This is a genomic window from Brevibacillus sp. JB24b (assembly GCF_051713385.1).
In the GTDB taxonomy this organism is placed as follows: Bacteria; Bacillota; Bacilli; order Brevibacillales; family Brevibacillaceae; genus Brevibacillus_B; species Brevibacillus_B laterosporus.
In genome coordinates this window covers 5,017,138-5,041,854 of sequence record NZ_JBNVQV010000001.1, presented here as the reverse complement: position 1 = coordinate 5,041,854, position 24,717 = coordinate 5,017,138, and the positions used below count along the sequence as shown (strand labels likewise).

Genomic DNA, 24,717 nt, shown 5'->3' with positions numbered 1-24,717 from the left:
GGGTAAATGAGCATTCAAACGATTATGGTTATAGGCGCAGGGCAGATGGGGAGCGGTATTGCTCAGGTGGTGGCACATGCCGGATTTCAGGTGATTTTACATGATCAATCTACCTCTTTCCTTGAACGTGGTTTAGGCAATATTGGTAAGAATTTAAATAGGCAGGTGGAAAAAGGCAAGCTGACAGAAGAAACAAAGGGAAAAATTCTTTCCCGTATTATCACCTCAACAGAGCTTACAAGTGCTAAGGACGCGGATGTGGTTATAGAAGCAGTGGTCGAGAACATGCAGATAAAAACCGAAATTTTTAAAAAATTGGATGAAATTTGTCAACCACATACCATCCTAGCTAGCAACACCTCCTCCCTTCCTATTACAGAAATTGCAGCGGCTACAAAACGTCCAGAACAGGTTATTGGCATGCATTTTATGAATCCTGTACCTGTGATGAAGCTAGTGGAAATGATCCGTGGCTTACAAACATCAGATGAGGTCTATCAAGCGGTCGAAGGATTGGCAAAACGACTGGATAAGATACCAGTTAGCTGTAAAGACTTCCCTGGTTTTATCTCAAATCGCGTATTAATGCCAATGATTAATGAAGCAATCTACTGTGTATACGAAGGGGTAGCCACTCCAGAAGCGGTCGATGACATTATGAAGCTAGGTATGAATCATCCGATGGGACCTATTACCTTAGCTGATTTTATTGGACTGGATACTTGTCTCTACATTATGGAAGTACTCTATGAAGGATTTGGGGATTCCAAATATCGCCCTTGTCCGTTATTACGCCAATATGTGAAAGCCGGCTGGTTAGGTCGCAAGTCAGGAAGAGGATTTTATGTGTATTCCTAACCTGATGTACATGGAGCGCCATATAAGTAGGGACAACGAGAAATTTGCTAAAAGGAAGGGTTTTGTTTATGGAGCTTCATTTTACAGAGGAACAGCAAATGATGCGAAAGATGGTAAGTGATTTTGCAAAAAAAGAAATTGCTCCATTTGTTGCTTATATGGAAGAAACAGAAGAATTCCCGCGTCCACTGCTTACTAAAATGGCAAAGCTGGGCTTAATGGGAATCCCAATCCCTGAAGAATGGGGGGGATCTGATTCTGATTTTATTTCTTATGTAATTGCGATCAATGAAATTTCTAAGATAAGTGCCACTATAGGGGTAATTCTATCGGTTCATACCTCTGTGGGTACAACACCCATTTTGTACTATGGAAATGAAGAGCAAAAGCAAAAATATGTCCCAAAGTTGGCAAGTGGAGAATATTTGGGTGCATTTGCTTTGACAGAGCCTCAAGCAGGATCTGATGCCGCACGCATTCGTACTTCTGCTATACGCCAAGATGACCATTATGTATTAAATGGTAGCAAAATTTTTATAACCAACGGTGGTGAAGCGGATACGTACGTAACATTTGCAGTGACAGATGCTACGCAAGGAACCCACGGGATTTCTGCCTTTATCGTGGAAAAAAGTACACCAGGCCTTACGGTGGGAAAAAAGGAAAAAAAGATGGGACTTCATGGCTCTAATACTACGGAGCTCATTTTTGAGAATGCAACTGTTCCGGTAAAAAATCTTCTAGGTGAGGAAGGAAGAGGCTTTGCCATTGCCCTGTCTAATTTGGATGTGGGTCGGATCGGTATTGCGGCTCAAGCCTTGGGTATTGCGGAAGCCGGTCTAGAGTATTCAATTCAATACGCGAAAGAGCGGAAGCAATTTGGTTCTGCAATTGGTAATCAGCAAGCAGTGGCTTTTAAGCTGGCAGATATGGCTACGCAAGTGGAAGCGGCTCGATTACTTGTATATCGCGCAGCCTTCTTGCGACAGGAAGGTCTACCATGTGGGCTTGAAGCATCCATCGCAAAAAAGTTTGCCTCGGATGTTGCTATGAAATCAGCGATAGAGGCTGTGCAGATTTTTGGAGGATACGGCTACACAAGAGAATATCCTGTAGAGCGTTTGTTTAGAGACGCTAAAATTACGCAAATTTATGAAGGAACATCAGAAATTCAACAACTAGTCATTTCTAAGCATTTGCTTACTAAATAGAACAACAACAAGCAGGGAGTGTGGAAAAGATGGACTTTCGTCTAAACGAAGAACAGGAAATGCTACGTAAAATGATTAGAGAATTCGCTGAGGATCAAGTAGCACCAACTGCTGCTGAACGCGATGAAGAAGAGCGATTTGATCGTTCTATATTTGAACAGATGGCACAATTAGGTCTTACAGGAATCCCGTGGGATGAGAAATATGGTGGTGCTGGAGCTGATTATCTCAGCTATGTACTTGCTGTTGAAGAGTTGTCAAGAGTAGATGCATCCATTGGCGTAACTCTGTCTGCACATGTCTCCTTAGCAAGCTGGCCGATCTATAAATTTGGTACAGAAGAGCAAAAGCAAACATTTCTACGACCACTTGCAGAGGGTAAGAAAATGGGGGCGTACTGTCTGACTGAGGCAGGGTCCGGCTCTGATTCAGCAGGAATGCGTACAACTGCTGTTCGAGATGGTGATCATTATGTGCTCAATGGTAACAAAATTTTTATCACGAATGCTGGCGAAGCTGAAATTTATATCGTTTTTGCAGTAACGAATCCTGAATTAAAACATAAGGGTGTAACAGCCTTCATTCTAGAAAAAGATATGCCAGGATTCTCTATGGGTAAAAAGGAGAAAAAGCTAGGAATTCGTTCTTCGCTCACACTAGAAGTGATTATGGAGGATGTACGTGTACCGGTGGCTAATCGTTTGGGAGAGGAAGGGCAAGGATTCAAAATTGCGATGATGACACTAGACGGTGGACGAAACGGTATTGCAGCTCAAGCTCTTGGAATTGCGCAAGGTGCGTTTGAACATGCCGTAAGCTACGCGAAGGAACGTATTCAATTTGGCAAACCGATTGCTGCGTTGCAAGCCATTCAGTTCAAATTAGCAGATATGGCTACTCAGATAGAGGCGGCAAGATTACTAACGTATCAAGCCGCTTGGTTAGAAGATAAAGGCTTGCCGTATGGAAAAGCGTCAGCTATGTCCAAGGTGTTTGCCGGTGACATTGCGATGCAAGTAACGACAGAAGCGGTGCAAGTGTTTGGAGGATATGGCTATACGCGCGAATATCCAGTAGAAAGATTTATGCGTGACGCTAAAATTACGCAGATATATGAAGGAACAAATGAAATACAGCGTGTGGTTATCAGTAACCTGCTGTTAAAAGAGTAGGAGCTGACCTACGTGCATCCGATAACCAAGCGAATACTGGCAGGAGATGTTCGCGCGGCTGCCAGAGCAATTACCTGGATTGAAGACGGCTTTCCTGAAAAGGGGCAGGTGTTACAGGAAATTTTCCCCCATACTGGCAAAGCACGATTAATTGGGTTAACGGGTTCCCCAGGAGCAGGTAAGAGTTCGTTAGTAGATGCATTGATTACTTATTTGCGTTCGCAACAGATTTCAGTCGGGGTCATTGCGGTTGATCCTACTAGCCCATTTACTGGTGGTGCTTTGTTAGGGGATCGTATTCGGATGCAGCATCATGCTCCTGACAGAGGCGTCTTTATAAGAAGTATGGGGACCAGGGGAAATTTAGGTGGTCTATCACGCAATACGAAAGAGGCAGTACGTGTTCTGGATGCTTATGGCTGTGAAGTTATTATTGTTGAGACAGTAGGGGTTGGGCAGTCTGAGTTAGACATTATGAAAATTGTTGATACAGTCGCTGTTGTACTAAATCCGGGAAGCGGGGATACTGTTCAGGCATTTAAGGCTGGAATTATGGAGATTGCTGATCTATTTGTCATTAACAAAGCAGATTTGCCTGGTCTGGATAAATTACTGACAGAGATTGAACAAATGATAGAGATCGTAAAGCATGATGCAAGCTGGCAACCTCCTCTTATACGTACAATTGCAACAGACCGAGTTGGGATAACTGATTTGTGGCAAGCTATCCATACACATGAGAGGTTCCTAACTGAATCGGGTGAAGGGGAAAAGCGTAGATCGTATCACTTACACGAAGAGGTAATGGAGTTAGTGAACCAGAATCTTTATCGTGTCATGCTACAAGGAATTGAACAAGGTGCATTTGCTAACGAGTTATATGAAGTAGCGAATCGACAGGTAGATCCTTATCATGCAGCAGAAAAAATGGTACGTATTTTTTTACAACGTTAACTTATGGGGTCGCTTTTGTTACAAGTCTGGCACGATTAGCCGCAAAAAGAGGATTGTAGCATAAATTGTGGATTAGTATAATGGGGAGAAACCAGAGACGTTAGTCAAATTGGTGAAAGGTGGCTTATTCGGTGCAAGAACGTAAGAAAGTAATCCCTTCCTTGGTGAAGGACCCAAAACTAATCGAAAAACGGCGTGAACAAATTATTGAGGCGGCCGTTGACCTATTTATACACAAAGGATTCCACAAAACAACTACGCGGGAAATTGCTCGTGCTTCTGGCTTTAGCATTGGAACGCTATATGAGTACATTGAATCCAAAGAAGATATCTTATATTTGGTTTGTGACTCTATTCATAATGAAATGGAAGAAAGACTGCGTGAAGCGATTACCTACAATGGTTCTGGTCTCAAAAGCCTCAAGCTCGCGTTGAAAAGCCTAATACGTGTTATGGATCAGGTAAATGATCGTGTGCTATTAATCTATCAGGAAACCAAGTCGTTACCACATGAAGCGATGACGTATGTGTTACGTCGAGAAGAGTCTATCACAGGCATTTTTGAAGAGATTTTGCATAAGGGGATGGAAGATGGTTCCATTCGGACTGATGAGCGCTATGTGAAGCTAATGGCTAACAACATCATGGTACTAGCTGAAATGTGGGTGTTCCGACGTTGGACACTTGGCAAGAGCTATACCCTGGACGAATACATCGAGAAACAGACCGAATTGCTTCTGCGGGATATCAGCGGACACGAATAGAGCCATCCCATAGATAAGGGGAGGCTGTCAAGGTGATAACAGAGGTCTATCGTCCAACTAATAAAATACGGTTTGTAACAGCAGCGAGTCTCTATGACGGACATGATGCTTCCATAAATATTATGCGTCGAATATTGCAATCCTCTGGAGCGGAAGTGATTCATCTGGGTCACAACCGCTCTGTCATGGAGATTGTTGATGCTGCTATTCAGGAGGATGTGCAAGGAATTGCCATCAGCTCCTACCAAGGTGGGCATGTCGAGTTTTTTAAATATATGGTTGATTTACTACGAGAACGTGGGGCCGGTCATATTCGCGTGTATGGCGGAGGTGGTGGCGTAATCGTTCCTCGAGAAATTCGTGAATTAGAGGAATATGGTGTAGCTAAGCTGTTCTCACCAGATGATGGCAGGGAACTAGGGCTTCAAGGTATGATTAATATGATGATTCGAGAATGTGACTATCCGACAATGGCTTCCCTGCAATCGGAAGTGGATTTGTTACAGGAAAAGAATATCCAAGCGGTTGCTCGCTTAATTACGTTGGCGGAGTATGATGTTGTCGATCATAAATGGTTCAATCAGGTTAGAGATGCACTAGTTAGTCTAACCAGTGATGTGCCTGTCGTGGGTATTACAGGCACAGGTGGAGCAGGTAAAAGCTCGTTAACAGATGAATTAGTTCGTCGTTTTTTATATACGTATCCCGAAAAGACAATTGCCATTCTGTCGATAGATCCATCGAAACAAAAAACAGGTGGTGCACTTTTAGGTGACCGAATTCGAATGAACGCAAATAACACGCCACGTGTTTATATGCGTAGTTTAGCGACTAGACAATCGGGATCAGAATTGTCTCTTGCACTGCAAGATGCGATCCAGGTAGCTAAGGCTGCTTGCTTTGATTTAGTCATCGTGGAAACAAGCGGGATTGGACAAGGGGATGCTCGCATCAACGAACTTTGTGATTTGTCACTATATGTAATGACAAGTGAATACGGTGCTCCTTCTCAGTTAGAAAAAATTGATATGCTTGATTTTGCCGATTTGGTGTCCATTAACAAATTTGAGCGAAAAGGCTCAGAGGACGCTTTACGTGAAGTAAGAAAGCAGTATCGTCGTAATCATCAATTATTTGAAGTGGAAGATGAAAAGCTACCGATCTATGGCACGATTGCAAGTCAGTTTAACGATCCAGGCACCAATGCTCTTTTTGCGGCCTTGATGCGAGCGATCGTTCAGAAAAAGCAGCTTGATTGGGATGTAGAGCATCTCGACCCAATGCCGATCTTAGCTCATAAACCACCACTCATTCCATCTGAAAAAATTACGTATCTTCAGGACATAGCTAATACAGTACGGAATTATCACAAGTTTAGTGAAGAGCAGGCAGGCTATGCGCGTAAACTGTATCAACTTAATGGAGCTTACAAAGTTTTAGCAGAGCAGGGAGCAGACGAAGCAGTGCTTGCTCAAGTAGCTTCTCAAATTACATTATTTGAAGAGACATTGCATCCCGAATCAAAAAAGTGGCTGGAAAACTGGCCAAAACAAAAAGAATTGTATAAACAGGATCAGCTTGTCACAAAAATTCGCGATAAGGAAATAGTGACAAAGTTATTTTCCACATCACTTTCTGGATCACGGATTCCCAAGATTAGCACACCCACCATCCATGAGTGGGGAGATTTACTATCTTGGTCTATGAAAGAGAATGTCCCAGGGGAATTTCCATTTACCGCAGGTGTTTTTCCTTTTAAAAGAGAAGGAGAAGATCCACGTAGGCAATTTGCAGGAGAAGGGTCGCCAGAGCGTACTAATAAACGATTCCATTTCCTATCTAAAAATGATGATGCAAAACGATTGAGCACAGCATTTGATAGTGTGACGCTATATGGCCAAGATCCTCATGAGAGGCCTGACATTTATGGAAAGATCGGAACCAGCGGAGTAAGCATATGTACATTGGATGATATGAAAAAGCTGTATGCGGGCTTTGATCTTTGTGCCCCTTCCACTTCTGTCTCCATGACAATTAATGGGCCTGCGCCAATGATTTTAGCTATGTTTTTAAATACAGCCATTGAACAGCAGATAGAGAAATTCGTAGAGAGAGAAGGACGTCAACCTTCTGGAGAAGAGCTTTCGCAAGTTAAAGCCTATACTCTCTCGAACGTACGGGGAACAGTGCAAGCAGATATTTTAAAAGAAGATCAGGGACAAAATACTTGCATTTTCTCTACGGAGTTTGCCCTTCGTATGATGGGAGATATACAAGCATACTTTATAGAAAATAAAGTACGTAATTACTATTCTGTTTCTATCTCAGGCTATCATATAGCTGAAGCAGGGGCTAATCCCATTACACAATTAGCTTTTACACTTGCAAATGGCTTTACCTATGTGGAGTATTATTTAAGCCGTGGTATGAAAATTGACGAATTTGCTCATAATCTATCTTTCTTCTTCTCTAACGGACTTGATCCTGAATATACCGTAATTGGAAGGGTAGCTCGTAGGATTTGGGCAATCACTATGAAGAAGCGTTATGGTGCTAATGAGCGTAGCCAAAAATTAAAGTATCACATCCAAACATCTGGACGATCTTTACATGCCCAAGAAATGGACTTTAATGATATTCGCACTACGCTACAAGCGCTTATAGCAATTTATGATAACTGCAATTCTTTGCACACTAATGCCTACGATGAAGCGATCACGACACCTACCGAAAATTCGGTACGTAGGGCAATGGCAATTCAAATGATTATTAATAAAGAATTGGGATTGGCAAAAAATGAGAATCCGTTGCAGGGTGCTTTTATCATTGAAGAGCTGACTGATTTAGTAGAGGAAGCTGTATTACAAGAATTTGAACGGTTAAGTATGCGTGGTGGAGTATTAGGGGCCATGGAAACACAATATCAACGAGGGAAGATTCAGGATGAGTCAATGTATTACGAAATGAGGAAACATTCAGGTGATTTACCGATCATTGGAGTTAACACTTTCCTAAATCCAAATGCTTCTGAAGATGACTATGAAATTGAGTTGGCAAGGGCTACAGATACGGAAAAGCAACAACAAATTGATAATGTGCGTGCTTTTCAGCAAAGACATGCACAACAAATTCCTGGAGCTTTAAAGAAGCTACAAGAGGCTGCGTTAATAGGCGGGAATGTATTTGCTGAATTAATGGAGACGGTAAAAGTGGCTTCTCTTGGTCAAATTACGGGAGCCTTGTATGAAGTAGGCGGACAATATCGACGTAATATGTAAGAACGGATTATGCCCCAGTAGTTACTATTTCTTCTGGGGTATTTCTATTGCTTTCATCGATTTAGTATTTTACGACAATATCATTCTGGAAGGGCGTCGTCGAATTAAATTGGAAGGAATTAGAGCTTTACAGTCGAGAAAGGGGAAGTTTCCGTGTGCACATACATATTTTTCAGGACATTGTTTGCCCTTGGTGCCGCATAGGTATTGCTTCTTTGCTGGGTGCTCTCCAAGAGTGGCAAGCAGAGGAAGTAACCCTTCACTATCATGCCTTTACTATTGATCCTTATTTACCAAATGAAGGGGTACCCTTTCGAGCAAATATGGAACGTCTGCTAGGGGGAAAAGAGCAAGTAGGTAAAGCCTTAGAATACGTAACAGCTATGGGACAGGAAATCGGCTTGCATTTTTGCTTTGACCAAATAAAGATACACGCTCATCCCGACCTAGCTCATTCTCTCTTAAAACTGACCCCGCTTGCTCAACAAACAAGTATGCTACAGACCCTACAGCGCGCATATTTTGAAGAAGGTTTAGATATTGGAAACATAGAAGTTATATTACAAATTGCTGACATCTTTGGATTAGATAAACACGAGGTTGAGGAAAAATTACAGAGTGGTAGGATGGCAATCTATCTACAATCAGACTATGAATTAGCAGAACAATATGAAGTAAAGGCCGTTCCATTTTTTGTGATAAATCACAGTCTAATCGTGACCGGAGCCCAAACGATTCCAACCTTTTTGCAGGCTCTTAAGAAGGTAACGTGTGATGAATCGTAGTGCGAAACATTTTATCAGGAATGCGTGCGTAAATGTAGAGATATGTAGATGAAAAAAGCTTTTCTTTTTGTAGGGTTTGAATCACTTGCATTTTCGGATAAAATAGGGAATACTGTATGATAGCCAAGTTTTGTTTGAAAGGACGTGCCTTGCTTGAGTAAATTACTTCAGCAATATAATGAAGAGAAGTTGCAAGAGATGGCGATGGTTGATATCGCTTATGAAATTCTAAGAGAAACAAACCGGCCTTATAATTTCCGTGAACTAATGAACGAAATTGCTATCTTGCGTAAACTGACAGAAGAGCAATTGATGGCTGTCATTGCTCAAGTGTATACAGAAGTAAATATCGATGGTCGTTTTGTATGTATCGGTGAGAATACATGGGGATTAAAACGCTGGTACGCAACGGAAGCAGTTGAAGAAAGCCAAGAAGGCGGAGTTAAAAAGAAAAAAGCTGCTGTTGTTGACGACTTTGAAGACTTCGATATGGAAGATGATGATGTTGCTGAAGTCTTTGAAGAGGAAGATGATATCTCCCTGTTTGAAGAGGAAGAAGAGGAAGAAGAAGACTTTGTTGATGAAGAAGAGGTTGATTCTGATGATGAGATCGAAGACATCGATGAAGAAGATGAAGATCTAGAGGACGAGGATCTTTTTGAAGAAGACGAAGAAACCGAGGGAGAAGAGGAAGAAGATCAGGAGTCTGATAAGTAAGCAACTATCGACTTTCACGACTTTATCCTTGACTTTCATTTCTGCCCATTATAAAATACTTTTTGGGCTTCACATGAAGATTTGTCATATATGAAAGAATAACAAACAAAAGCGCCCCTATTCAGCAGAGATGTTGAGATAGGACCCCGCTTTTGTTTTTTCTTTTTGTAGCACCCTACTTAATAACTGTTCATCAAAAATGTTGAAATAAGGGAAAAGAGGGGACGTAGGCGATATGGCGAAGTATATATTTGTTACAGGTGGGGTCGTTTCCTCGCTAGGTAAAGGGATTACAGCTGCTTCACTAGGACGGTTGCTTAAAAACAGAGGATGCAAGGTTACTATTCAAAAATTTGATCCATATATAAATGTTGACCCAGGAACAATGAGTCCATTTCAACATGGTGAGGTATTTGTAACTGATGATGGTGCAGAAACCGATTTGGATCTTGGCCACTATGAGCGTTTTATTGATATTAACCTGAGTGCTAATTCTAATGTAACAACCGGTAAGATTTATTCTAGTGTTATTAGTAAAGAACGTCGTGGGGATTACTTGGGTGGTACTGTACAAGTTATTCCACATATCACCAATGAAATTAAAGAGCGTGTATTCCGTGCTGGTCGTGAAACGAATGCCGATGTTGTTATCACTGAAATTGGTGGTACAGTAGGGGACATTGAGAGCTTACCTTTCCTTGAAGCGATTCGTCAAATCAAGAGCGATGTAGGCGTCTCCAACGTCATGTATATCCACGTAACACTGATTCCGTACATTCGTGCAGCCGGTGAAATGAAGACAAAGCCAACGCAGCATAGTGTAAAAGAATTGCGTAGCTTGGGAATTCAGCCAAATGTGATCGTAACGAGAACAGAACAGCCGCTCTCTCAAGATATGAAGGACAAGCTTGCTCTATTCTGCGATATTGATAAAAATGCCGTAATTGAATGTCGTGATGCAGATACGTTGTATGAAGTACCACTAATGCTACAAGAGCAAGGTTTGGATGATTATGTATGCAAACACTTTGGTTTGTCTTGCCCTCAGGCTGATATGACCGAGTGGAGTGCACTTGTGGAACAAGTAAAAAGCTTACATCATAATACTCGCATTGCGATTGTGGGTAAATATGTTGAGCTACATGATGCGTATCTGTCAGTAGCTGAAGCACTTTATCACGCTGGATTTGCTAATGATACCGATATTGAAATTAAATGGGTTAATTCTGAAGAGGTTACAGATGAAAATGTAGCTGAAGTTTTGGGAGACGTTCATGGTATTTTAGTTCCAGGTGGTTTTGGAGATCGTGGAATTGAAGGAAAGATCACTGCAACTCGCTTCGCCCGTGAGAATAAGATACCATTCTTTGGGATTTGCCTAGGGATGCAAGTAGCAGTTATTGAATATGCTCGTCATATGCTACATCTAACTGGTGCGAACAGCTCAGAAATTGATCCTTCCACTAGCTATCCTGTTATTGATCTATTGCCAGAACAGAAGGATATTGAAGATAAAGGTGGTACAATGCGTCTTGGCCTTGGACCAACAAAAGCAAAAGAAGGTACAATGGCAGCGCAAGCTTATGGTAGCACGTTGATTTATGAACGTCACCGCCATCGTTATGAAGTAAATAATGAATACCGTGATCAACTGGAAAAAGCAGGTTTGGTTATTTCCGGTACAACGCCAGACGGTAAATTAGTAGAGATGGTTGAGCTGAAGGAGCATCCATGGTTCTTAGCTGCTCAGTTCCATCCGGAATTTACTTCTCGTCCGAACCGTCCTCAACCATTATTCCGTGAGTTTGTGAAAGCTGCCTTGCTTTCTCATCAATAACAAAACATAAGTATAGCAGTATCTTAGAAATAGCCACAGGCTGTCGAATTTCTCGACAGCCTGTTTTTGTTACGAGCCGTGAAGCTTGTTGTAACAAGGAAAGAGATTTCATTAATCAAAGCCGTGAGCAATGTTAAAAGTAAAGGGAATTATGGGAAAATTATGTAATTCAGAAGCTTGCTACAATCTACTGGAAAAATAAAGATAGAATGTGGCAGGATTTCCGGCCGTCAAGGCGTATTTTAGTAATTAGAAGCAAAGGAACGAGGGGGAAGCAATATGCAGGACAAGAAGGTACTAGTCGTGGATGACCAGTACGGCATCCGCATCCTACTATATGAGGTGTTGGGTAAGGAAGGATACTGCACTTTCCAGGCGGCTAACGGCAAACAGGCACTCGAAATCGTCGAAAATGAGTCTCCAGATCTCGTCATTTTAGATATGAAGATTCCCGGAATGGACGGCATAGAAATTTTAAAACACATTAAAAAGATAAACAAAGATATTAAAGTAATTATGATGACTGCGTATGGTGAACTAGATATGATTAAGGAAGCAACGCAACTGGGAGCGCTTACTCATTTTACCAAACCTTTTGATATTGATGAATTACGCTGTGTAGTCAATCAACAATTAGTCAGTTAGTCACAAGTTCTCTGTTAATAAAGGCGTCGTTGTGGTATAATAACCCCGTATTGTAAGTAGTGAAATACAGAGAGTTAGGATTAGGAGGACATACCGAAATGCAATTAGTACCTATGACCGCCTTTATTGAGGACGCAAAGAAAAATAAGTATGCTGTTGGACAATTCAATTTGAACAACCTAGAATTTACGCAAGCGATTACCGAAGCAGCTATGGAGGAGAAATCCCCTGTAATCTTTGGAGTTTCCGAAGGTGCTATGCGTTATATGGGTATTGAGTATACAGTAGCAATGGCTAAAGCCGCTGCAAAAACTGCTGGCGTACCAATTGCGCTACACTTGGATCATGGTAGCAACTTTGATGTTGTTATGAAATGTATCCAAGCTGGATTCTCTTCTGTTATGTTCGATGGTTCTCACCATTCCTTCGAAGATAACATCCGTTTGACTAAACAAGTTGTAGAAGCTGCCCATGCTGTAGGAGTATCTGTTGAGGGTGAGCTAGGTACAATTGGCGGAGTAGAAGACGATCTACAAGTAGCTGAAGAAGATGCTAGCTTGGCAAAACCAGAAGAAGCTATTCGTTTCTGGGAAGAGACTAAAGTTGACTACCTAGCTATTGCTGTAGGTACTGCTCATGGTATGTACAAAGGTGAACCAAAAATCCATTTCGATATTATCGAAAAAGTAGTGAAAAACATCGGCGCTCCAATCGTATTGCATGGTGGATCTGGTGTACCAGACGAAGCGATCCGTCAAGCTATCTTGCACGGTGCTGGTAAAATCAACGTAAACACTGAAAACCAAGTTGCTTGCACAGCTGCAATCCGTAAAGTACTAGCTGAAAAACCTAACGAAATCGATCCTCGTAAATACATGGGTCCTGCTCGTGAGGCAATCAAGCAAACTGTTATCGAGAAAATTCGTTTGTTCGGAAGTAATAACCGCGTCTAATTCAGGAGGGTACCCATGCGTTTCTTCATAGACACAGCGAATGTTGATGAAATTCGAGAGATTCATGAGTGGGGAGTCGTTTCTGGCGTAACCACCAATCCATCTCTAGTAGCCAAGGAAGGCCGCGATTTCATCGAAACATTAAAAGAGATTCTTGATATTGTAGATGGTCCTATCAGTGCAGAAGTTATTAGCATTGATGCAAAAGGTATGATCGAAGAAGGAGAAAAACTGGCTAGTCTATCCAAAAACATCGTCATTAAGGTGCCGATGACAGAAGAAGGGCTAAAAGCTGTAAAGATTTTCTCAAAACGCAAAATTAAAACCAATGTAACATTAGTTTTTAACGCGAACCAAGCATTGATGGCTGCAAGAGCAGGGGCTACTTATGTATCTCCGTTCCTTGGCAGACTGGATGATATTGGCTACGACGGCATGCAACTCATCGCAGACATCACAGAAATCTTTGCTGTCCATGACATAGAAACGGAAATTATTGCAGCAAGTATTCGTCATCCTTTACATGTGACGGAGGCTGCAAAGCTTGGGGCGGATATTGCCACCATTCCTCATAAAGTATTTAAACAACTCTTGCAGCATCCTTTAACTAGCAGTGGGATTGAGAAATTCCTTGCCGATTGGGAAAATATGCAAAAGTAATTTAAACCGAAGAGCACCTTTTCCAGTGGAGAAGGTGCTTCTTTACCTTAATGACCTCTGCTATCCTCGTTTTCTCTTTTTGCCCATTAAACATGTAATGATAATAAGGTTGATTTACAGCCTGCAAAACATGAAGGACTAGACTATCTGCAATAGAGGGTATATTCTGAATAGGTGCAAGAACATCATTTAGGGAGATTAAATGTATGGATAAATTGCTAATACAGGGTGGAATCCCATTGTGTGGAAAAGTAGGGATTAGCGGTGCAAAGAATAGTGCTGTTGCGTTAATTCCCGCTGCGATTCTCGCTGACGGACCTGTTGTCATTGAGAATTTGCCACATATTGAGGATGTGGAAGTATATGTAGAGCTCCTTCGGGAGATGGGGGCAGATGTTTTGTTTGAGGATGATTGGATAGAAGTTGATGGACGTTCTATCTCAGAAACATTTATGCCGAATGGTAAGGTAAAAAAATTACGTGCTTCTTATTATTTATGGGGTGCACTGCTTGGCAAGTTTAAAGAAGCTCAAATTGGATTGCCAGGTGGCTGTGATTTAGGACCAAGACCGGTTGATTTGCATATAAAAGGTTTTGAAGCCCTTGGTGCGGTTGTTGAAAATCGAAAAGGTGTTATGATTATTCGTGCGGAGCGTTTGAAGGGCGCACGTATTTATATGGATTTGGTTAGTGTAGGCGCTACTATTAACATCATGTTGGCTGCGGTCTATGCGGAAGGAATCACAACAATTGAAAACGCTGCACATGAACCAGAGATTGTAGACGTAGCAACATTATTAAACAATATGGGTGCTAAGATATCTGGTGCGGGAACAGATGTAATTCGTATTCAAGGTGTAGACAAATTGCGCGGTTGCCGACATACTATAATACCAGACCGTATCGAAGCCGGAACGTATATGATTGCTGCTGCTGCAACCGGTGGAGATGTGACGTTAGAAAATGTTATTTCGAAGCACATGGAACCCGTTTCGGCCAAACTTCGTGAAATAGGTGTGGAAATAATCGAAGGTGACGATACAATCCGGGTCATCGGACATAAAAATTATCGTGCAGTCGACATTAAAACAAGTCCATATCCTGGATTTCCTACTGACTTACAACAACCTATGACCACATTGTTAACACAATCAAAAGGAACAAGTATTGTCACTGATAATATATATAGTGCTAGGTTCCGGCATGCAGACGAATTGAGGCGCATGGGAGCAACACTAAAAATTGAAGGGCGATCCGCTGTGTTGGAGGGACCCTCTAAATTGATGGGCGCAAAGGTAGTAGCTTCTGATTTACGAGCGGGAGCAGCTTTAGTAATAGCAGGCTTACTTGCACAAGGAACTACAGAAGTTGAGGGACTTGAACATATCGACAGAGGTTATGAAAATCTGGTACAAAAACTTCAAAATCTTGGTGCCAGAGTTACGCGAGAAAAGCTGCATGAAGCCGAACAAAAATGAGGAGGACAATCGAGATGGAGCGCAGTCTCACACTTGAATTGGTTCGTGTAACGGAAGCGGCCGCTTTGGCTTCCGCAAGATGGATGGGTACGGGTAAAAAGGACGAAGCAGATGGGGCAGCAACGCAAGCGATGCGATCTGAATTTGAAAATATACCCATGGATGGTGTTGTAGTAATAGGGGAAGGCGAAATGGATGAAGCGCCTATGCTCTACATTGGGGAAAAATTAGGTCAGGGAGTGCCACCTTTTGTAGATGTTGCAGTTGATCCACTTGAGGGTACTAACATAGTAGCCAAAGGTACATGGAATGCTATCTCTGTCATTGCGATTGCTGATAGAGGCAATTTATTGCATGCACCTGACATGTACATGGAAAAAATTGCGGTAGGCCCCAATGCAGTAGGGAAAGTAGACATTGATGCTCCAATACGTGATAATTTAAAAGCAGTCGCTTTAGCTAATGGAAAAGATATGAGCGATCTGGTTGCCTGTGTGCTAGATAGGGATCGGCACAGTCGCATTATTGAAGAGATTCGTGCAGCTGGAGCGCGTATAAAATTAATTCCTGATGGAGATGTAGCGGCAGCGATTAATACTGCCTTTCCTGATACAGGTGTGGATATTCTTTTTGGATCAGGAGGAGCTCCTGAAGGGGTTTTAGCAGCGGTAGCTCTAAAATGTTTAGGTGGAGAAATTCAGGGCAAGTTATTGCCTCAGAATGATGAAGAATTGCAACGATGTTTGAAGATGGGCCTAACTAACCCGTACCAGGTTTTGCATATGGATCAGTTGGTTAAAGGAGACGATGCCATTTTTGCAGCTACGGGTGTTACGGATGGAGAATTGCTACGAGGTGTTCGTTTTCAGGGAATGAGAGCGACAACACATTCTGTGGTAATGAGGGCCAAGACCGGAACGATTCGTTTCATTGAAGGTAACCACCGCTTAGAAAAGAAACCTGGCTTAGTATTATAGGTAATTTTTAGGAAATAATAATAGTAGAAAGTGCAAAGAGTGGTGGAATAATACGTGCTTTTATCAGAATTAGAAGAAAAGAAATTAACCGATTTGTATAAGTTGGCAAAAGACTTTCAAATTCCTTATTACTCACAACTTAAGAAGAAAGAATTAATCTTTGCCATATTACGAGCTCAGGCTGAGCGAGATGGGCTTATGTTTATGGAAGGTGTGTTGGAAATCTTACCGGAAGGGTTTGGTTTCCTTCGACCTATCAATTATTTACCTAGCCCCGAAGATATTTATATTTCCCAGTCCCAAATTCGACGTTTTGATTTAAGGAATGGAGATTTAGTATCAGGAAAAGCGAGAGCGCCGAAAGAAACAGAACGTTACTTCGGATTATTGCAAGTAGAAGCTGTTAACGGTCAAGACCCTGAGATGGCATCCGAAAGACTGCATTTCCCCGCCTTAACACCGCTGTATCCTCAAGAAAGACTTGCGTTGGAAACGTCACCTACTAAGCTTTCTGTTCGGTTGATGGATATGATAGCACCTGTTGGTCTGGGACAGCGTGGATTGATTGTAGCGCCACCTAAGGCTGGTAAGACGATGTTGCTAAAGGAAATTGCTAATAGCATTTCTGCTAATAACCCAGATATTCATCTATTTGTTTTACTTATTGATGAGCGTCCAGAGGAAGTAACAGATATGCAACGCTCTGTTAAAGGTGAGGTTATTGCTTCTACCTTTGACGAGGTACCGGAGAACCACATTAAAGTTGCAGAACTGGTTTTGGAACGAGCAAAACGCTTAGTAGAGCATAAGAAGGATGTTGTCATTCTCTTAGATTCCATTACCCGTTTGGCCCGTGCCTATAACTTGGTAATTCCTCCAAGTGGCCGTACGCTGTCTGGTGGTATTGATCCTGCAGCCTTCCATCGCCCGAAAAGATTCTTCGGTTCGGCTCGTAATGTTGAAGAGGGTGGTAGCTTAACAATTTTGGCTACTGCTTTGGTGGAAACTGGGTCACGTATGGACGACGTTATTTATGAAGAGTTTAAAGGGACAGGCAATATGGAATTGCATTTGGATCGTAAATTAGCAGAGCGCCGAATATTCCCAGCTATCGATATTAGACGATCTGGTACACGTCGGGAAGAAATGCTTTTATCCAAAGAAGAATTGGATAAGCTGTGGTTAATTCGTAAGAACATGAGCGAAAGTCATGATTTTGTGGAAACTTTCTTGAAAAAATTAGGCGATTCTAAAACGAACGAGGAATTTTTACAAGGCCTTGATAGCATCAGCGCTTCAAAGACATCAAAAGGTAAAACATATACAACATCGACGACGGCGGGTTAATCCCCCGTCATTTTTTTTAGATTGGCGCATAGGATAGTCATATGCACATGAGGGGAGGTTACCCGGATGGATGCCAATCACCCAACGCTTATTACTGAGTGGAAAAGTAGTGGGGAAGCAAAACAAGCCGTCGTGGAACAAACTCTGTTTGAGGTGTTTAATCCGTACTCATCTATTGAGGTCAATAAAGCTAAAAGCAAGCGTGCCATCACTTCGTACACCGTTCAAAAAGGGGACACGCTCTCGCGTATATCGGAACAATATGGAATTACGCTACAGCAGTTGATTCAGGATAATAAACTGAGGAATCCTAATATGGTTGGAATTGGGATGAAGCTAGTGATCGGTAAAAAGGAGATGACCCACACAGTAGAAGCTGGTGAGTCGTTAGAACGCATTGCTAACAGATATCAAGTATCTAAAGAAGAGATTATAAATCGCAATCCTTTGCTCAAGGCGATCCCAGATTGTCTTTATCAGGGACAGCGTTTAACGATACCAGTAGAAGCTAGTGAATCTGCATTAGCAGGAACGGTTGAAATGCGAAGACAAATGGCACAGGTAGCTAGTAGAAGCATAAATCTAAATCGTGTGATGGAGTGGCCGATTCCAGCACCGACTGTAACAAGTGATTTTGGATCACGATGGGGTAAAATGCATAAAGGAGTAGATCTATGGAATGAACGGCGAGGTAATACGCCTATTATGGCAGCAAAAGAGGGATTTGTAGTAGAGGCTGGGGCAATTCGTAGTGGATATGGACGAATGGTAGTGTTGGATCATGGTAATGGATTACAAACCTTTTATGCGCACATGCGCAAAATTAATGTTGTAGCTGGGCAATATGTGCATCAAGGAGATGTGCTTGGCTTTATGGGGAAAACGGGGGATTCTACTGACTACCACCTTCATTTTGAAGTAAGGCAGGATGACATTCCTCTAAATCCTATGCGCTATTTACGGAAGTAGTCTCCACGTTTACAATGCTCTCTGTATACGCTACAATTGTCACCAGCAGAAAAGAGAGGCGGATGTAATTCATGTATTTGGTGTATGCAGATAAAAAAGGCCAGGTGTATGACCATCATGCTGTTCTGGCGATTGCCAGAAATGGCGACATCCTAACCGAGATACTAGAGGAAGAATTGATTCCTCTACCAGAGGGCTCTACATTGGTTAGTTTGCCTGATACGGTTCCGGTCGGAATGGATGAGAACACCGGTAAAATGACTAAGCTAGATGGGTATACTTCGGTAGGAGCGTTGATCCCACAAGGTTTTACACGCTTATTACTTCCTGGTTACATCAAAACAAACAAAGAAAGTAAATTTCCTTTATTTGGTTACACAGCAGTCGTTTGGAAAGACGATGCTTTTTGGGTGGCTGCTCGAAAAAGTGATGAACCACATAATTGGAATCCAGATAATTTTCCAATGGAAGAGTTGCGTGGCAAGGTAGATGCTACTCTCAAGCAATTTCCAGAAAATAGAATTTTGCAGCATTTGTCTCACTGTGCGCTAGAATATGAGTGTTTAACCGCATCCAACAACTTTTTCCACCGTTGGGAAGGTAGCTTACCAGTATCTAAAACCTGTAATGCTGGTTGCTATGGCTGTATCTCGGAGCAACCAGATGATAGTGGCTTCCCTTCTCCTCAGACCCGTATGAACTTTAAACCGACGGAGGACGAGCTGGTAGAGGTAATGTTGCATCACCTACAAACCCCAGAAAGCATTATTAGTTTTGGACAAGGGTGTGAAGGGGAGCCATCTACTATGGCTTCGATTATTATTCCTGCAATGCGACGCGTTCGTGAACGTACGAACATGGGCTACATCAATATTAATACAAATGCTGGATTAACTGATCATATTAGAGGAATTGTTGATGCAGGTCTTGATCTCATGCGAATTAGTACAATCAGCGCAATTGAGGAGCATTACAATGCTTATTATCGTCCGCGCGGCTATACGCTAGAAAATGTGGCTCGCTCGGCTGAGTATGCTACGAGTCAGGGTGTCTACACATCCATTAACTATCTGTGCTTCCCAGGTGTATTTGATCGGGAAGAGGAGATGGAAGCAATGATTGAATTTATCAAGCGGACAGGTATTAAGTTAATTCAATTGCGCAATCTAAATATTGATCCAGAAAGCTATTTAGACATGATTCCAAAGGCCCAAGGAGAAATATTTGGCATGAAGCAGGCGATTGAAATCTATCAACAGGAATTACCTGATGTGGTGATTGGATCGTTTACACATGTGCCTCCTCGGCATCAACGCAGGCAGAAAAATAGCAATTAGACTTTTGTTTCCAATCAAGTCAGTATGGTTGCAATAGACACATAGACGTGATACTATTCATTTATATGTTTATATAACTCTGATTCGGCAAACGATTCAGGGCGGAAAGAGGTGCATAGAGATGAAACAAGGTATTCATCCAAACTACAAAACGGTTAAAGTAACTTGCGCATGTGGCAATGAGTTCGAATCCGGCTCTGTAAAAGATGTCCTTCGCGTAGAGGTTTGCTCCGCTTGCCATCCGTTTTACACTGGTAAACAAAAGTTTATCGATGCTGGCGGCCGTGTAGATCGTTTCAAACGCAAATACAATCTTTCCTAATTATAGGAAAAAAACAAAGCCCAGGTGGAAGTCATTCTACCTGGGCTTGTTGTTATGATAGAGCTTTTTTTGTTCGTAAGAGGTGCCTTGACTATATCTCTCCATTGGCGATCCTCCCATAAAGTGATATGATGTTACAGTTGCTTGGAACGGAAACGAAGAAAAGAATGGCGACAGAGGGAGAATGCGGAGTGGCTCAATTGTATTTTCGATATGGTGCAATGAACGCATCCAAGTCTATTCAATTGCTAACAGTAGCACATAACTATGAACAATCCGGTAAGAAGGTAATGGTATTCACACCGGAAATTGATGACCGTTATGGTGTAGGGATGGTAGCGTCCAGAGTCGGGATTTCACGAGAGGCATTTCCGATTCAGAATACCACTGATCTGTATCGGGTTGTAAATGAAGAGCAAGAGCAACCTCATTGTGTATTAGTAGATGAGGGGCAGTTTTTATCGGAAGAACATGTAAGGCAATTGGCGAGAATTGTCGATGAATTAAATATTCCTGTTATCGTGTACGGACTTTTAAAAGACTTTAAAAATCAATTATTTCCTGGGAGTCAAGCTTTGCTCTGTGAAGCTGATAAGATTGAGGAAATTAAAACAGTATGTGTTTTCTGTAATAAAAAAGCGACACATATTCTAAAATTCCAGCAAGGTAAACCGGTTTACACAGGGGAAACGATTCAAATAGGTGGAGAAGAAACCTATAGTAGTGTTTGTCGTAGACACTACTATCAGCCACCTGGGCTTCCAAAAACCTTGCCTGTTGATTTCAACAATTGTAAGTAACAACGTAATAGAGAGAGCTATCTCTTTTTTTGCATGGGTGTGGGAGTGCTTGCACACACTAGGCAAAGCGGGAGGTGGCTTTTTTGATAAAAGAAAGCAAAAATGGTACAAGCCTATTCTTAAGTAAAAGCTTGATTGTGAGTTGTGTTGTTCTAGGGGTGGTGATAGGTGGGTGTGCTTCATCTTCTCAGCCTAAAGTACAACAGCAGGAAAAAAAGCAGCCTATTAACCAATCGATGCGACAACAACAGAAGCTACAGCAGGTTCCAAAAGGGCAAAAGCCGTATAAGGCTATGGGTGAAAAAAAAACAACCTCCCAATTGCTTCAGGAAATGGAACAAGAAGCGAAGAGGGTTCAAGGTGTAGAAAATGCGCGTATCACGATCCGAGAAAAAGATGTGTATGTCACACTTGATCTCAAGCGGAACGTGACGGCTGCAGAAGCTCGAAAGATTGAGCATCATGTCATAGATGCCTTGCATAAAAAGAGTGGGCGCTACGATTTTCATGTAACTTCCTACGATGGATATCATTCATAGTGAAGGTGTAAAAAACTCGGTAAGTAAGCCGAGTTTTTCTTTCTGTGATGTATAGAGGTGATAGGCAAATCCTTTGACTTTCAAAGCGAAATCTACTATAATTTTGATGTTATGCATTGATTTATAGCTTGTATATAAAAAGCTTACAGGAAATTGGGAAAAATGGGGTGAGAAGCTATGTTTAAACGCCTATCTGCTGTTGAAGAGCGTTACGAAGAAGTTACAAACCTTTTGTGTGACCCCGACGTAATTAGTGATACAAAAAAGCTACGTGAGCTCTCCAAAGAACAATCTTCTTTGGAAGATATGGTCACCGCGTACCGTGAATATAAATCTGTTCTTACTCAACTTGATGATTCTAAGGCTATGTTTGAAGAAAAATTGGACGATGAGATGCGTGAGATGGTTAAGATGGAGATCGCTGAACTGTCCAAAAGTAAGGAAGAGCTGGAAAATCGTCTGAAAATCTTACTATTGCCTAAAGACCCGAACGATGATAAAAACGTTATTGTTGAAATTCGTGGTGCAGCAGGTGGAGATGAAGCAGCTTTATTTGCTTCAAGCTTATATCGAATGTACACTCGTTTTGCAGAGCGTCATGGGTTCAAAATCGACGTAATGGAAGCGAATGAAACAGATATTGGTGGATTTAAAGAGGTCGTGTTTGCTGTGAATGGCAGAGGTGCTTATAGCAAACTTAAATTTGAGAGCGGGGCACATCGTGTACAGCGCATTCCGTCTACAGAGTCTGGCGGTCGTATTCATACGTCCACAGCTACAGTTCTTGTATTACCTGAGGTTGAAGAAGTAGACGTTGAAATTAGTGATAAAGATATTCGGATTGACACGTTCTGTTCCAGTGGTGCGGGTGGACAGTCTGTTAATACTACGAAATCAGCGGTGCGTGTTACTCACCTACCGACTGGTATCATGGTATCTTGTCAGGATGAAAAGTCTCAGCATTCCAATAAGGATAAAGCATTAAAAATTCTGCGTGCTCGTTTGTCTGATTTCTATCGCCAACAAGCGAATGCTGAAATTGATGCGAACCGTAAATCCTTAGTGGGTACTGGTGACCGTAGTGAACGTATTCGTACCTATAACTTCCCACAAAGCCGCGTAACTGATCACCGCATTGGTTTAACGCTACATCGTCTGGAAAATATTCTAGATGGAGATATGGATGAAATCATTGATAATCTCATTATGCACGAGCAAACGGAGCTAATGAAAAACGATGCCAGCGCATAAGATGAATTCAATGAATAATGTGAGAGAAGCCCTGCTCTGGGCTTCTTCCTTTTTAGGAGAAGCCGGTACGAAAGATCCACGGTTTGAAGCTGAATTAATTATTCGTCATGTGCTCAGAATGAATCGGGCGAATTTCTTAGCATCTATGCCTGACCCGATTAAGGATGAGGAGATAGCTTCTATTCGAGTGTTACTTGAACGAAGAGCTGCTCATGAACCTATTCAGTACATCTTGGGTGAACAAAATTTTTATGGGCGTGATTTTATTGTAGCGCCAGGTGTACTGATTCCGCGTCCAGAAACAGAGTTATTAATTGAACAGGTCCTCTTGCATTCCCAACGAATTTGGAGTGCAGAGCAGCCTTTATCTGTTGTGGATTTTGGGACGGGCAGTGGGGCAATCACGCTAACGCTGGCAGCGGAAAAACCGAATTGGCAACTAGCGACTGTAGATATTTCTTTGGACGCTATAGCGATTGCCAAGAAGAATGCTGAGCGATTAGATGTAGCAGAAAGAGTTCGTTTTATACAAGGTGATTTAGTTGAGCCAATCCTCGACATGGGCGAGCGTGTAGACATCTTAGTGTCTAACCCACCCTATATTCCAAGTACTGATGTGGACGAATTGGACAAGGAAGTTCTTGGCTATGAACCACGTTTAGCTCTTGATGGAGGAACAGACGGCTATATTTTCTATCGTAGAATCTGTGAAGCATTACCACGATTGTTGGCAGCGACTGCACTGGTGGCTTTTGAAGTAGGAATCTATCAGGCAGAGGCAGTAGCTCAACTTATGAAGGAATCAGGCGCCGTTGATGAAGTATTCATTTATCCTGATTTGGCGGGAATAGATCGGATTATTGTTGGCTATCGACTACACAATTAAAAATAGTATAAAGAACCGGGTTTATCACGAGCTCTTTTTGTCCATACTGTTTGCTAGAGAGACAGTATATGAGGGGAGAGTTGGTTATGATGAAACGGTTCTTTTTTATCTTATTTGGTTTAGCGGTCGCGTTAATGAGTTGGGAAGGGCAAATAGCATCGGCAAATATACATAGCAATGGTCCGATTCCACAAGAATCTATTCGCCTGCGTATTTTAGCAAACAGTGATTCCATGGAGGATCAATGGCTGAAACGTGAAGTGCGTGATGCGATTATTGCAGAAATGAACAAATGGATAAAAGAGATTCATAGTTATGACCAAGCGCGTCTACTTGTAGCTGATCATATGAATGAAATAAAAAAAATTGTGGATAAAACAATCGCTGAACGAGGCTATTCCTATCCGGCAGAGGTATATTTCGGACGAGTTGAATTTCCTACCAAGCAATACGGTTCATACATTTATCCAGCGGGTGATTATGAAGCCCTGCGTGTACGCATTGGTAAAGCAGAAGGACAAAATTGGTGGTGTGTATTATTTCCCCCATTATGCTTTATTGATTTGTCTAATGGGGATGGGATTGCCAAAAGGGATGACGCTGTGGATAACTTGTCGGGTACTGTGGAGGAAGAAATACAAGTGGTAGAATCTGCACAAAGTACTATGGGAAATAGAGATTTGCAACCGCAATTAAACATAGAAAATTCTGATAATTATAATGAAAAAGAAACAGGTATTGTACGGGAAGAGATGGCAGAGAATATTGATACAGCAGCTATTGTACCTAATGACCAAGCTTCTAAAGTGGAAGTACGCTCCTTTATATGGGACAAACTTCGCTCCTGGTTTTAAGCTGGGAAATAACATTGCTCCCCCTCCAGCCTGTCCCATTTGGATAGGCTTTTTTTAATAGAAAAGTCACAAAAATCAATAGTTTTATCCACAGGTTACCCACAGCCTGTTGAAAACTTTTTT

23 protein-coding genes are annotated in these 24,717 nt (G+C 41.9%); all 23 read left to right on the top strand.

Going from position 1 to position 24,717, the window contains the following annotated elements:
* Positions 1–6: 6 nt before the first annotated feature.
* The 23 genes from ACQV1I_RS23635 (at position 7) to spoIIR (ending at position 24,594) form a co-directional block, all read left to right on the top strand.
* Positions 7–858, top strand: a complete 852-nt coding sequence (locus ACQV1I_RS23635; RefSeq protein WP_116333606.1) for a 3-hydroxybutyryl-CoA dehydrogenase — start codon at positions 7–9, stop codon at positions 856–858.
* A 68-nt stretch (positions 859–926) separates the two neighbouring features.
* Positions 927–2,069, top strand: coding sequence for an acyl-CoA dehydrogenase (locus tag ACQV1I_RS23630; protein ID WP_116333607.1), 1,143 nt, complete (start codon positions 927–929; stop codon positions 2,067–2,069).
* Between the two features lie 29 nt (positions 2,070–2,098).
* On the top strand, positions 2,099–3,241 hold the full coding sequence (locus tag ACQV1I_RS23625; protein ID WP_094699898.1) for an acyl-CoA dehydrogenase: 1,143 nt from the start codon (positions 2,099–2,101) through the stop codon (positions 3,239–3,241).
* Between the two features lie 12 nt (positions 3,242–3,253).
* On the top strand, positions 3,254–4,195 hold the full coding sequence (gene meaB, locus ACQV1I_RS23620; protein WP_018669707.1) for a methylmalonyl Co-A mutase-associated GTPase MeaB: 942 nt from the start codon (positions 3,254–3,256) through the stop codon (positions 4,193–4,195).
* A 131-nt stretch (positions 4,196–4,326) separates the two neighbouring features.
* Positions 4,327–4,959 carry a TetR/AcrR family transcriptional regulator gene (locus ACQV1I_RS23615; protein WP_003334210.1) on the top strand — a complete coding sequence of 211 codons (633 nt, stop codon included), beginning with the start codon at positions 4,327–4,329 and terminating at the stop codon, positions 4,957–4,959.
* Between the two features lie 32 nt (positions 4,960–4,991).
* The gene (icmF, locus tag ACQV1I_RS23610; protein WP_116333608.1) at positions 4,992–8,237 is read left to right on the top strand and encodes a fused isobutyryl-CoA mutase/GTPase IcmF; all 3,246 of its coding nucleotides are present in this window, start codon (positions 4,992–4,994) and stop codon (positions 8,235–8,237) included.
* 155 nt (positions 8,238–8,392) lie between these two features.
* Positions 8,393–9,022, top strand: coding sequence for a DsbA family oxidoreductase (locus ACQV1I_RS23605; protein ID WP_161555064.1), 630 nt, complete (start codon positions 8,393–8,395; stop codon positions 9,020–9,022).
* A gap of 153 nt (positions 9,023–9,175) precedes the next feature.
* Entirely contained in the window at positions 9,176–9,739 is a 564-nt protein-coding gene (gene rpoE, locus ACQV1I_RS23600; protein ID WP_116333610.1) for a DNA-directed RNA polymerase subunit delta, read from the top strand.
* A gap of 235 nt (positions 9,740–9,974) precedes the next feature.
* Complete coding sequence (locus ACQV1I_RS23595; protein WP_018669711.1) at positions 9,975–11,576, top strand: CTP synthase; 1,602 nt, start codon at positions 9,975–9,977, stop codon at positions 11,574–11,576.
* A 279-nt stretch (positions 11,577–11,855) separates the two neighbouring features.
* A complete protein-coding gene (locus ACQV1I_RS23590) occupies positions 11,856–12,221 on the top strand; it encodes a response regulator (protein ID WP_003334216.1) in 366 nt (121 codons plus the stop codon).
* 98 nt (positions 12,222–12,319) lie between these two features.
* Positions 12,320–13,174, top strand: coding sequence for a class II fructose-1,6-bisphosphate aldolase (gene fba, locus ACQV1I_RS23585; RefSeq protein WP_018669713.1), 855 nt, complete (start codon positions 12,320–12,322; stop codon positions 13,172–13,174).
* A gap of 15 nt (positions 13,175–13,189) precedes the next feature.
* A complete protein-coding gene (gene fsa / locus ACQV1I_RS23580) occupies positions 13,190–13,834 on the top strand; it encodes a fructose-6-phosphate aldolase (RefSeq protein ID WP_018669714.1) in 645 nt (214 codons plus the stop codon).
* A gap of 206 nt (positions 13,835–14,040) precedes the next feature.
* On the top strand, positions 14,041–15,312 hold the full coding sequence (locus ACQV1I_RS23575; protein ID WP_094699894.1) for a UDP-N-acetylglucosamine 1-carboxyvinyltransferase: 1,272 nt from the start codon (positions 14,041–14,043) through the stop codon (positions 15,310–15,312).
* A gap of 14 nt (positions 15,313–15,326) precedes the next feature.
* Positions 15,327–16,289 (top strand): class II fructose-bisphosphatase, encoded by a 963-nt coding sequence (gene glpX / locus ACQV1I_RS23570; protein WP_094699893.1) that lies wholly within the window; start codon positions 15,327–15,329, stop codon positions 16,287–16,289.
* A 54-nt stretch (positions 16,290–16,343) separates the two neighbouring features.
* A complete protein-coding gene (gene rho, locus ACQV1I_RS23565; RefSeq protein WP_094699892.1) occupies positions 16,344–17,636 on the top strand; it encodes a transcription termination factor Rho in 1,293 nt (430 codons plus the stop codon).
* A gap of 66 nt (positions 17,637–17,702) precedes the next feature.
* On the top strand, positions 17,703–18,605 hold the full coding sequence (locus ACQV1I_RS23560) for a M23 family metallopeptidase (protein ID WP_104031392.1): 903 nt from the start codon (positions 17,703–17,705) through the stop codon (positions 18,603–18,605).
* Positions 18,606–18,676: 71 nt separating this feature from the next.
* The gene (locus tag ACQV1I_RS23555; protein ID WP_116333611.1) at positions 18,677–19,942 is read left to right on the top strand and encodes a radical SAM protein; all 1,266 of its coding nucleotides are present in this window, start codon (positions 18,677–18,679) and stop codon (positions 19,940–19,942) included.
* A 121-nt stretch (positions 19,943–20,063) separates the two neighbouring features.
* Positions 20,064–20,264: a 50S ribosomal protein L31 gene (gene rpmE, locus ACQV1I_RS23550; protein WP_018669720.1), complete on the top strand. Its 201-nt coding sequence runs from the start codon at positions 20,064–20,066 to the stop codon at positions 20,262–20,264.
* A 191-nt stretch (positions 20,265–20,455) separates the two neighbouring features.
* Positions 20,456–21,064, top strand: a complete 609-nt coding sequence (locus ACQV1I_RS23545) for a thymidine kinase (RefSeq protein ID WP_094699953.1) — start codon at positions 20,456–20,458, stop codon at positions 21,062–21,064.
* Positions 21,065–21,147: 83 nt separating this feature from the next.
* Positions 21,148–21,603: a hypothetical protein gene (locus ACQV1I_RS23540; RefSeq protein ID WP_328207594.1), complete on the top strand. Its 456-nt coding sequence runs from the start codon at positions 21,148–21,150 to the stop codon at positions 21,601–21,603.
* Between the two features lie 177 nt (positions 21,604–21,780).
* A complete protein-coding gene (prfA, locus tag ACQV1I_RS23535) occupies positions 21,781–22,854 on the top strand; it encodes a peptide chain release factor 1 (RefSeq protein WP_018669723.1) in 1,074 nt (357 codons plus the stop codon).
* Positions 22,841–23,740 (top strand): peptide chain release factor N(5)-glutamine methyltransferase, encoded by a 900-nt coding sequence (gene prmC / locus ACQV1I_RS23530; protein ID WP_116333612.1) that lies wholly within the window; start codon positions 22,841–22,843, stop codon positions 23,738–23,740. The genes prfA and prmC overlap by 14 nt, the downstream gene beginning before the upstream one ends.
* Before the next feature lie 86 nt (positions 23,741–23,826).
* A complete protein-coding gene (gene spoIIR, locus ACQV1I_RS23525; RefSeq protein WP_116333613.1) occupies positions 23,827–24,594 on the top strand; it encodes a stage II sporulation protein R in 768 nt (255 codons plus the stop codon).
* The last annotated feature ends 123 nt before the right edge of the window (positions 24,595–24,717 follow it).

Bases quoted from the DNA above. Each gene is read 5' to 3' on its own strand.
- ACQV1I_RS23635 (WP_116333606.1), top strand. From the start codon at position 7: ATGAGCATTCAAACGATTATGGTTATAGGCGCAGGGCAGATGGGGAGC.
- ACQV1I_RS23630 (WP_116333607.1), top strand. From the start codon at position 927: ATGGAGCTTCATTTTACAGAGGAACAGCAAATGATGCGAAAGATGGTA.
- ACQV1I_RS23625 (WP_094699898.1), top strand. From the start codon at position 2,099: ATGGACTTTCGTCTAAACGAAGAACAGGAAATGCTACGTAAAATGATT.
- ACQV1I_RS23595 (WP_018669711.1), top strand. From the start codon at position 9,975: ATGGCGAAGTATATATTTGTTACAGGTGGGGTCGTTTCCTCGCTAGGT.
- ACQV1I_RS23590 (WP_003334216.1), top strand. From the start codon at position 11,856: ATGCAGGACAAGAAGGTACTAGTCGTGGATGACCAGTACGGCATCCGC.
- fba (WP_018669713.1), top strand. From the start codon at position 12,320: ATGCAATTAGTACCTATGACCGCCTTTATTGAGGACGCAAAGAAAAAT.
- fsa (WP_018669714.1), top strand. From the start codon at position 13,190: ATGCGTTTCTTCATAGACACAGCGAATGTTGATGAAATTCGAGAGATT.
- ACQV1I_RS23575 (WP_094699894.1), top strand. From the start codon at position 14,041: ATGGATAAATTGCTAATACAGGGTGGAATCCCATTGTGTGGAAAAGTA.
- glpX (WP_094699893.1), top strand. From the start codon at position 15,327: ATGGAGCGCAGTCTCACACTTGAATTGGTTCGTGTAACGGAAGCGGCC.
- ACQV1I_RS23560 (WP_104031392.1), top strand. From the start codon at position 17,703: ATGGATGCCAATCACCCAACGCTTATTACTGAGTGGAAAAGTAGTGGG.
- ACQV1I_RS23555 (WP_116333611.1), top strand. From the start codon at position 18,677: ATGTATTTGGTGTATGCAGATAAAAAAGGCCAGGTGTATGACCATCAT.
- rpmE (WP_018669720.1), top strand. From the start codon at position 20,064: ATGAAACAAGGTATTCATCCAAACTACAAAACGGTTAAAGTAACTTGC.
- prfA (WP_018669723.1), top strand. From the start codon at position 21,781: ATGTTTAAACGCCTATCTGCTGTTGAAGAGCGTTACGAAGAAGTTACA.
- prmC (WP_116333612.1), top strand. From the start codon at position 22,841: ATGCCAGCGCATAAGATGAATTCAATGAATAATGTGAGAGAAGCCCTG.
- spoIIR (WP_116333613.1), top strand. From the start codon at position 23,827: ATGATGAAACGGTTCTTTTTTATCTTATTTGGTTTAGCGGTCGCGTTA.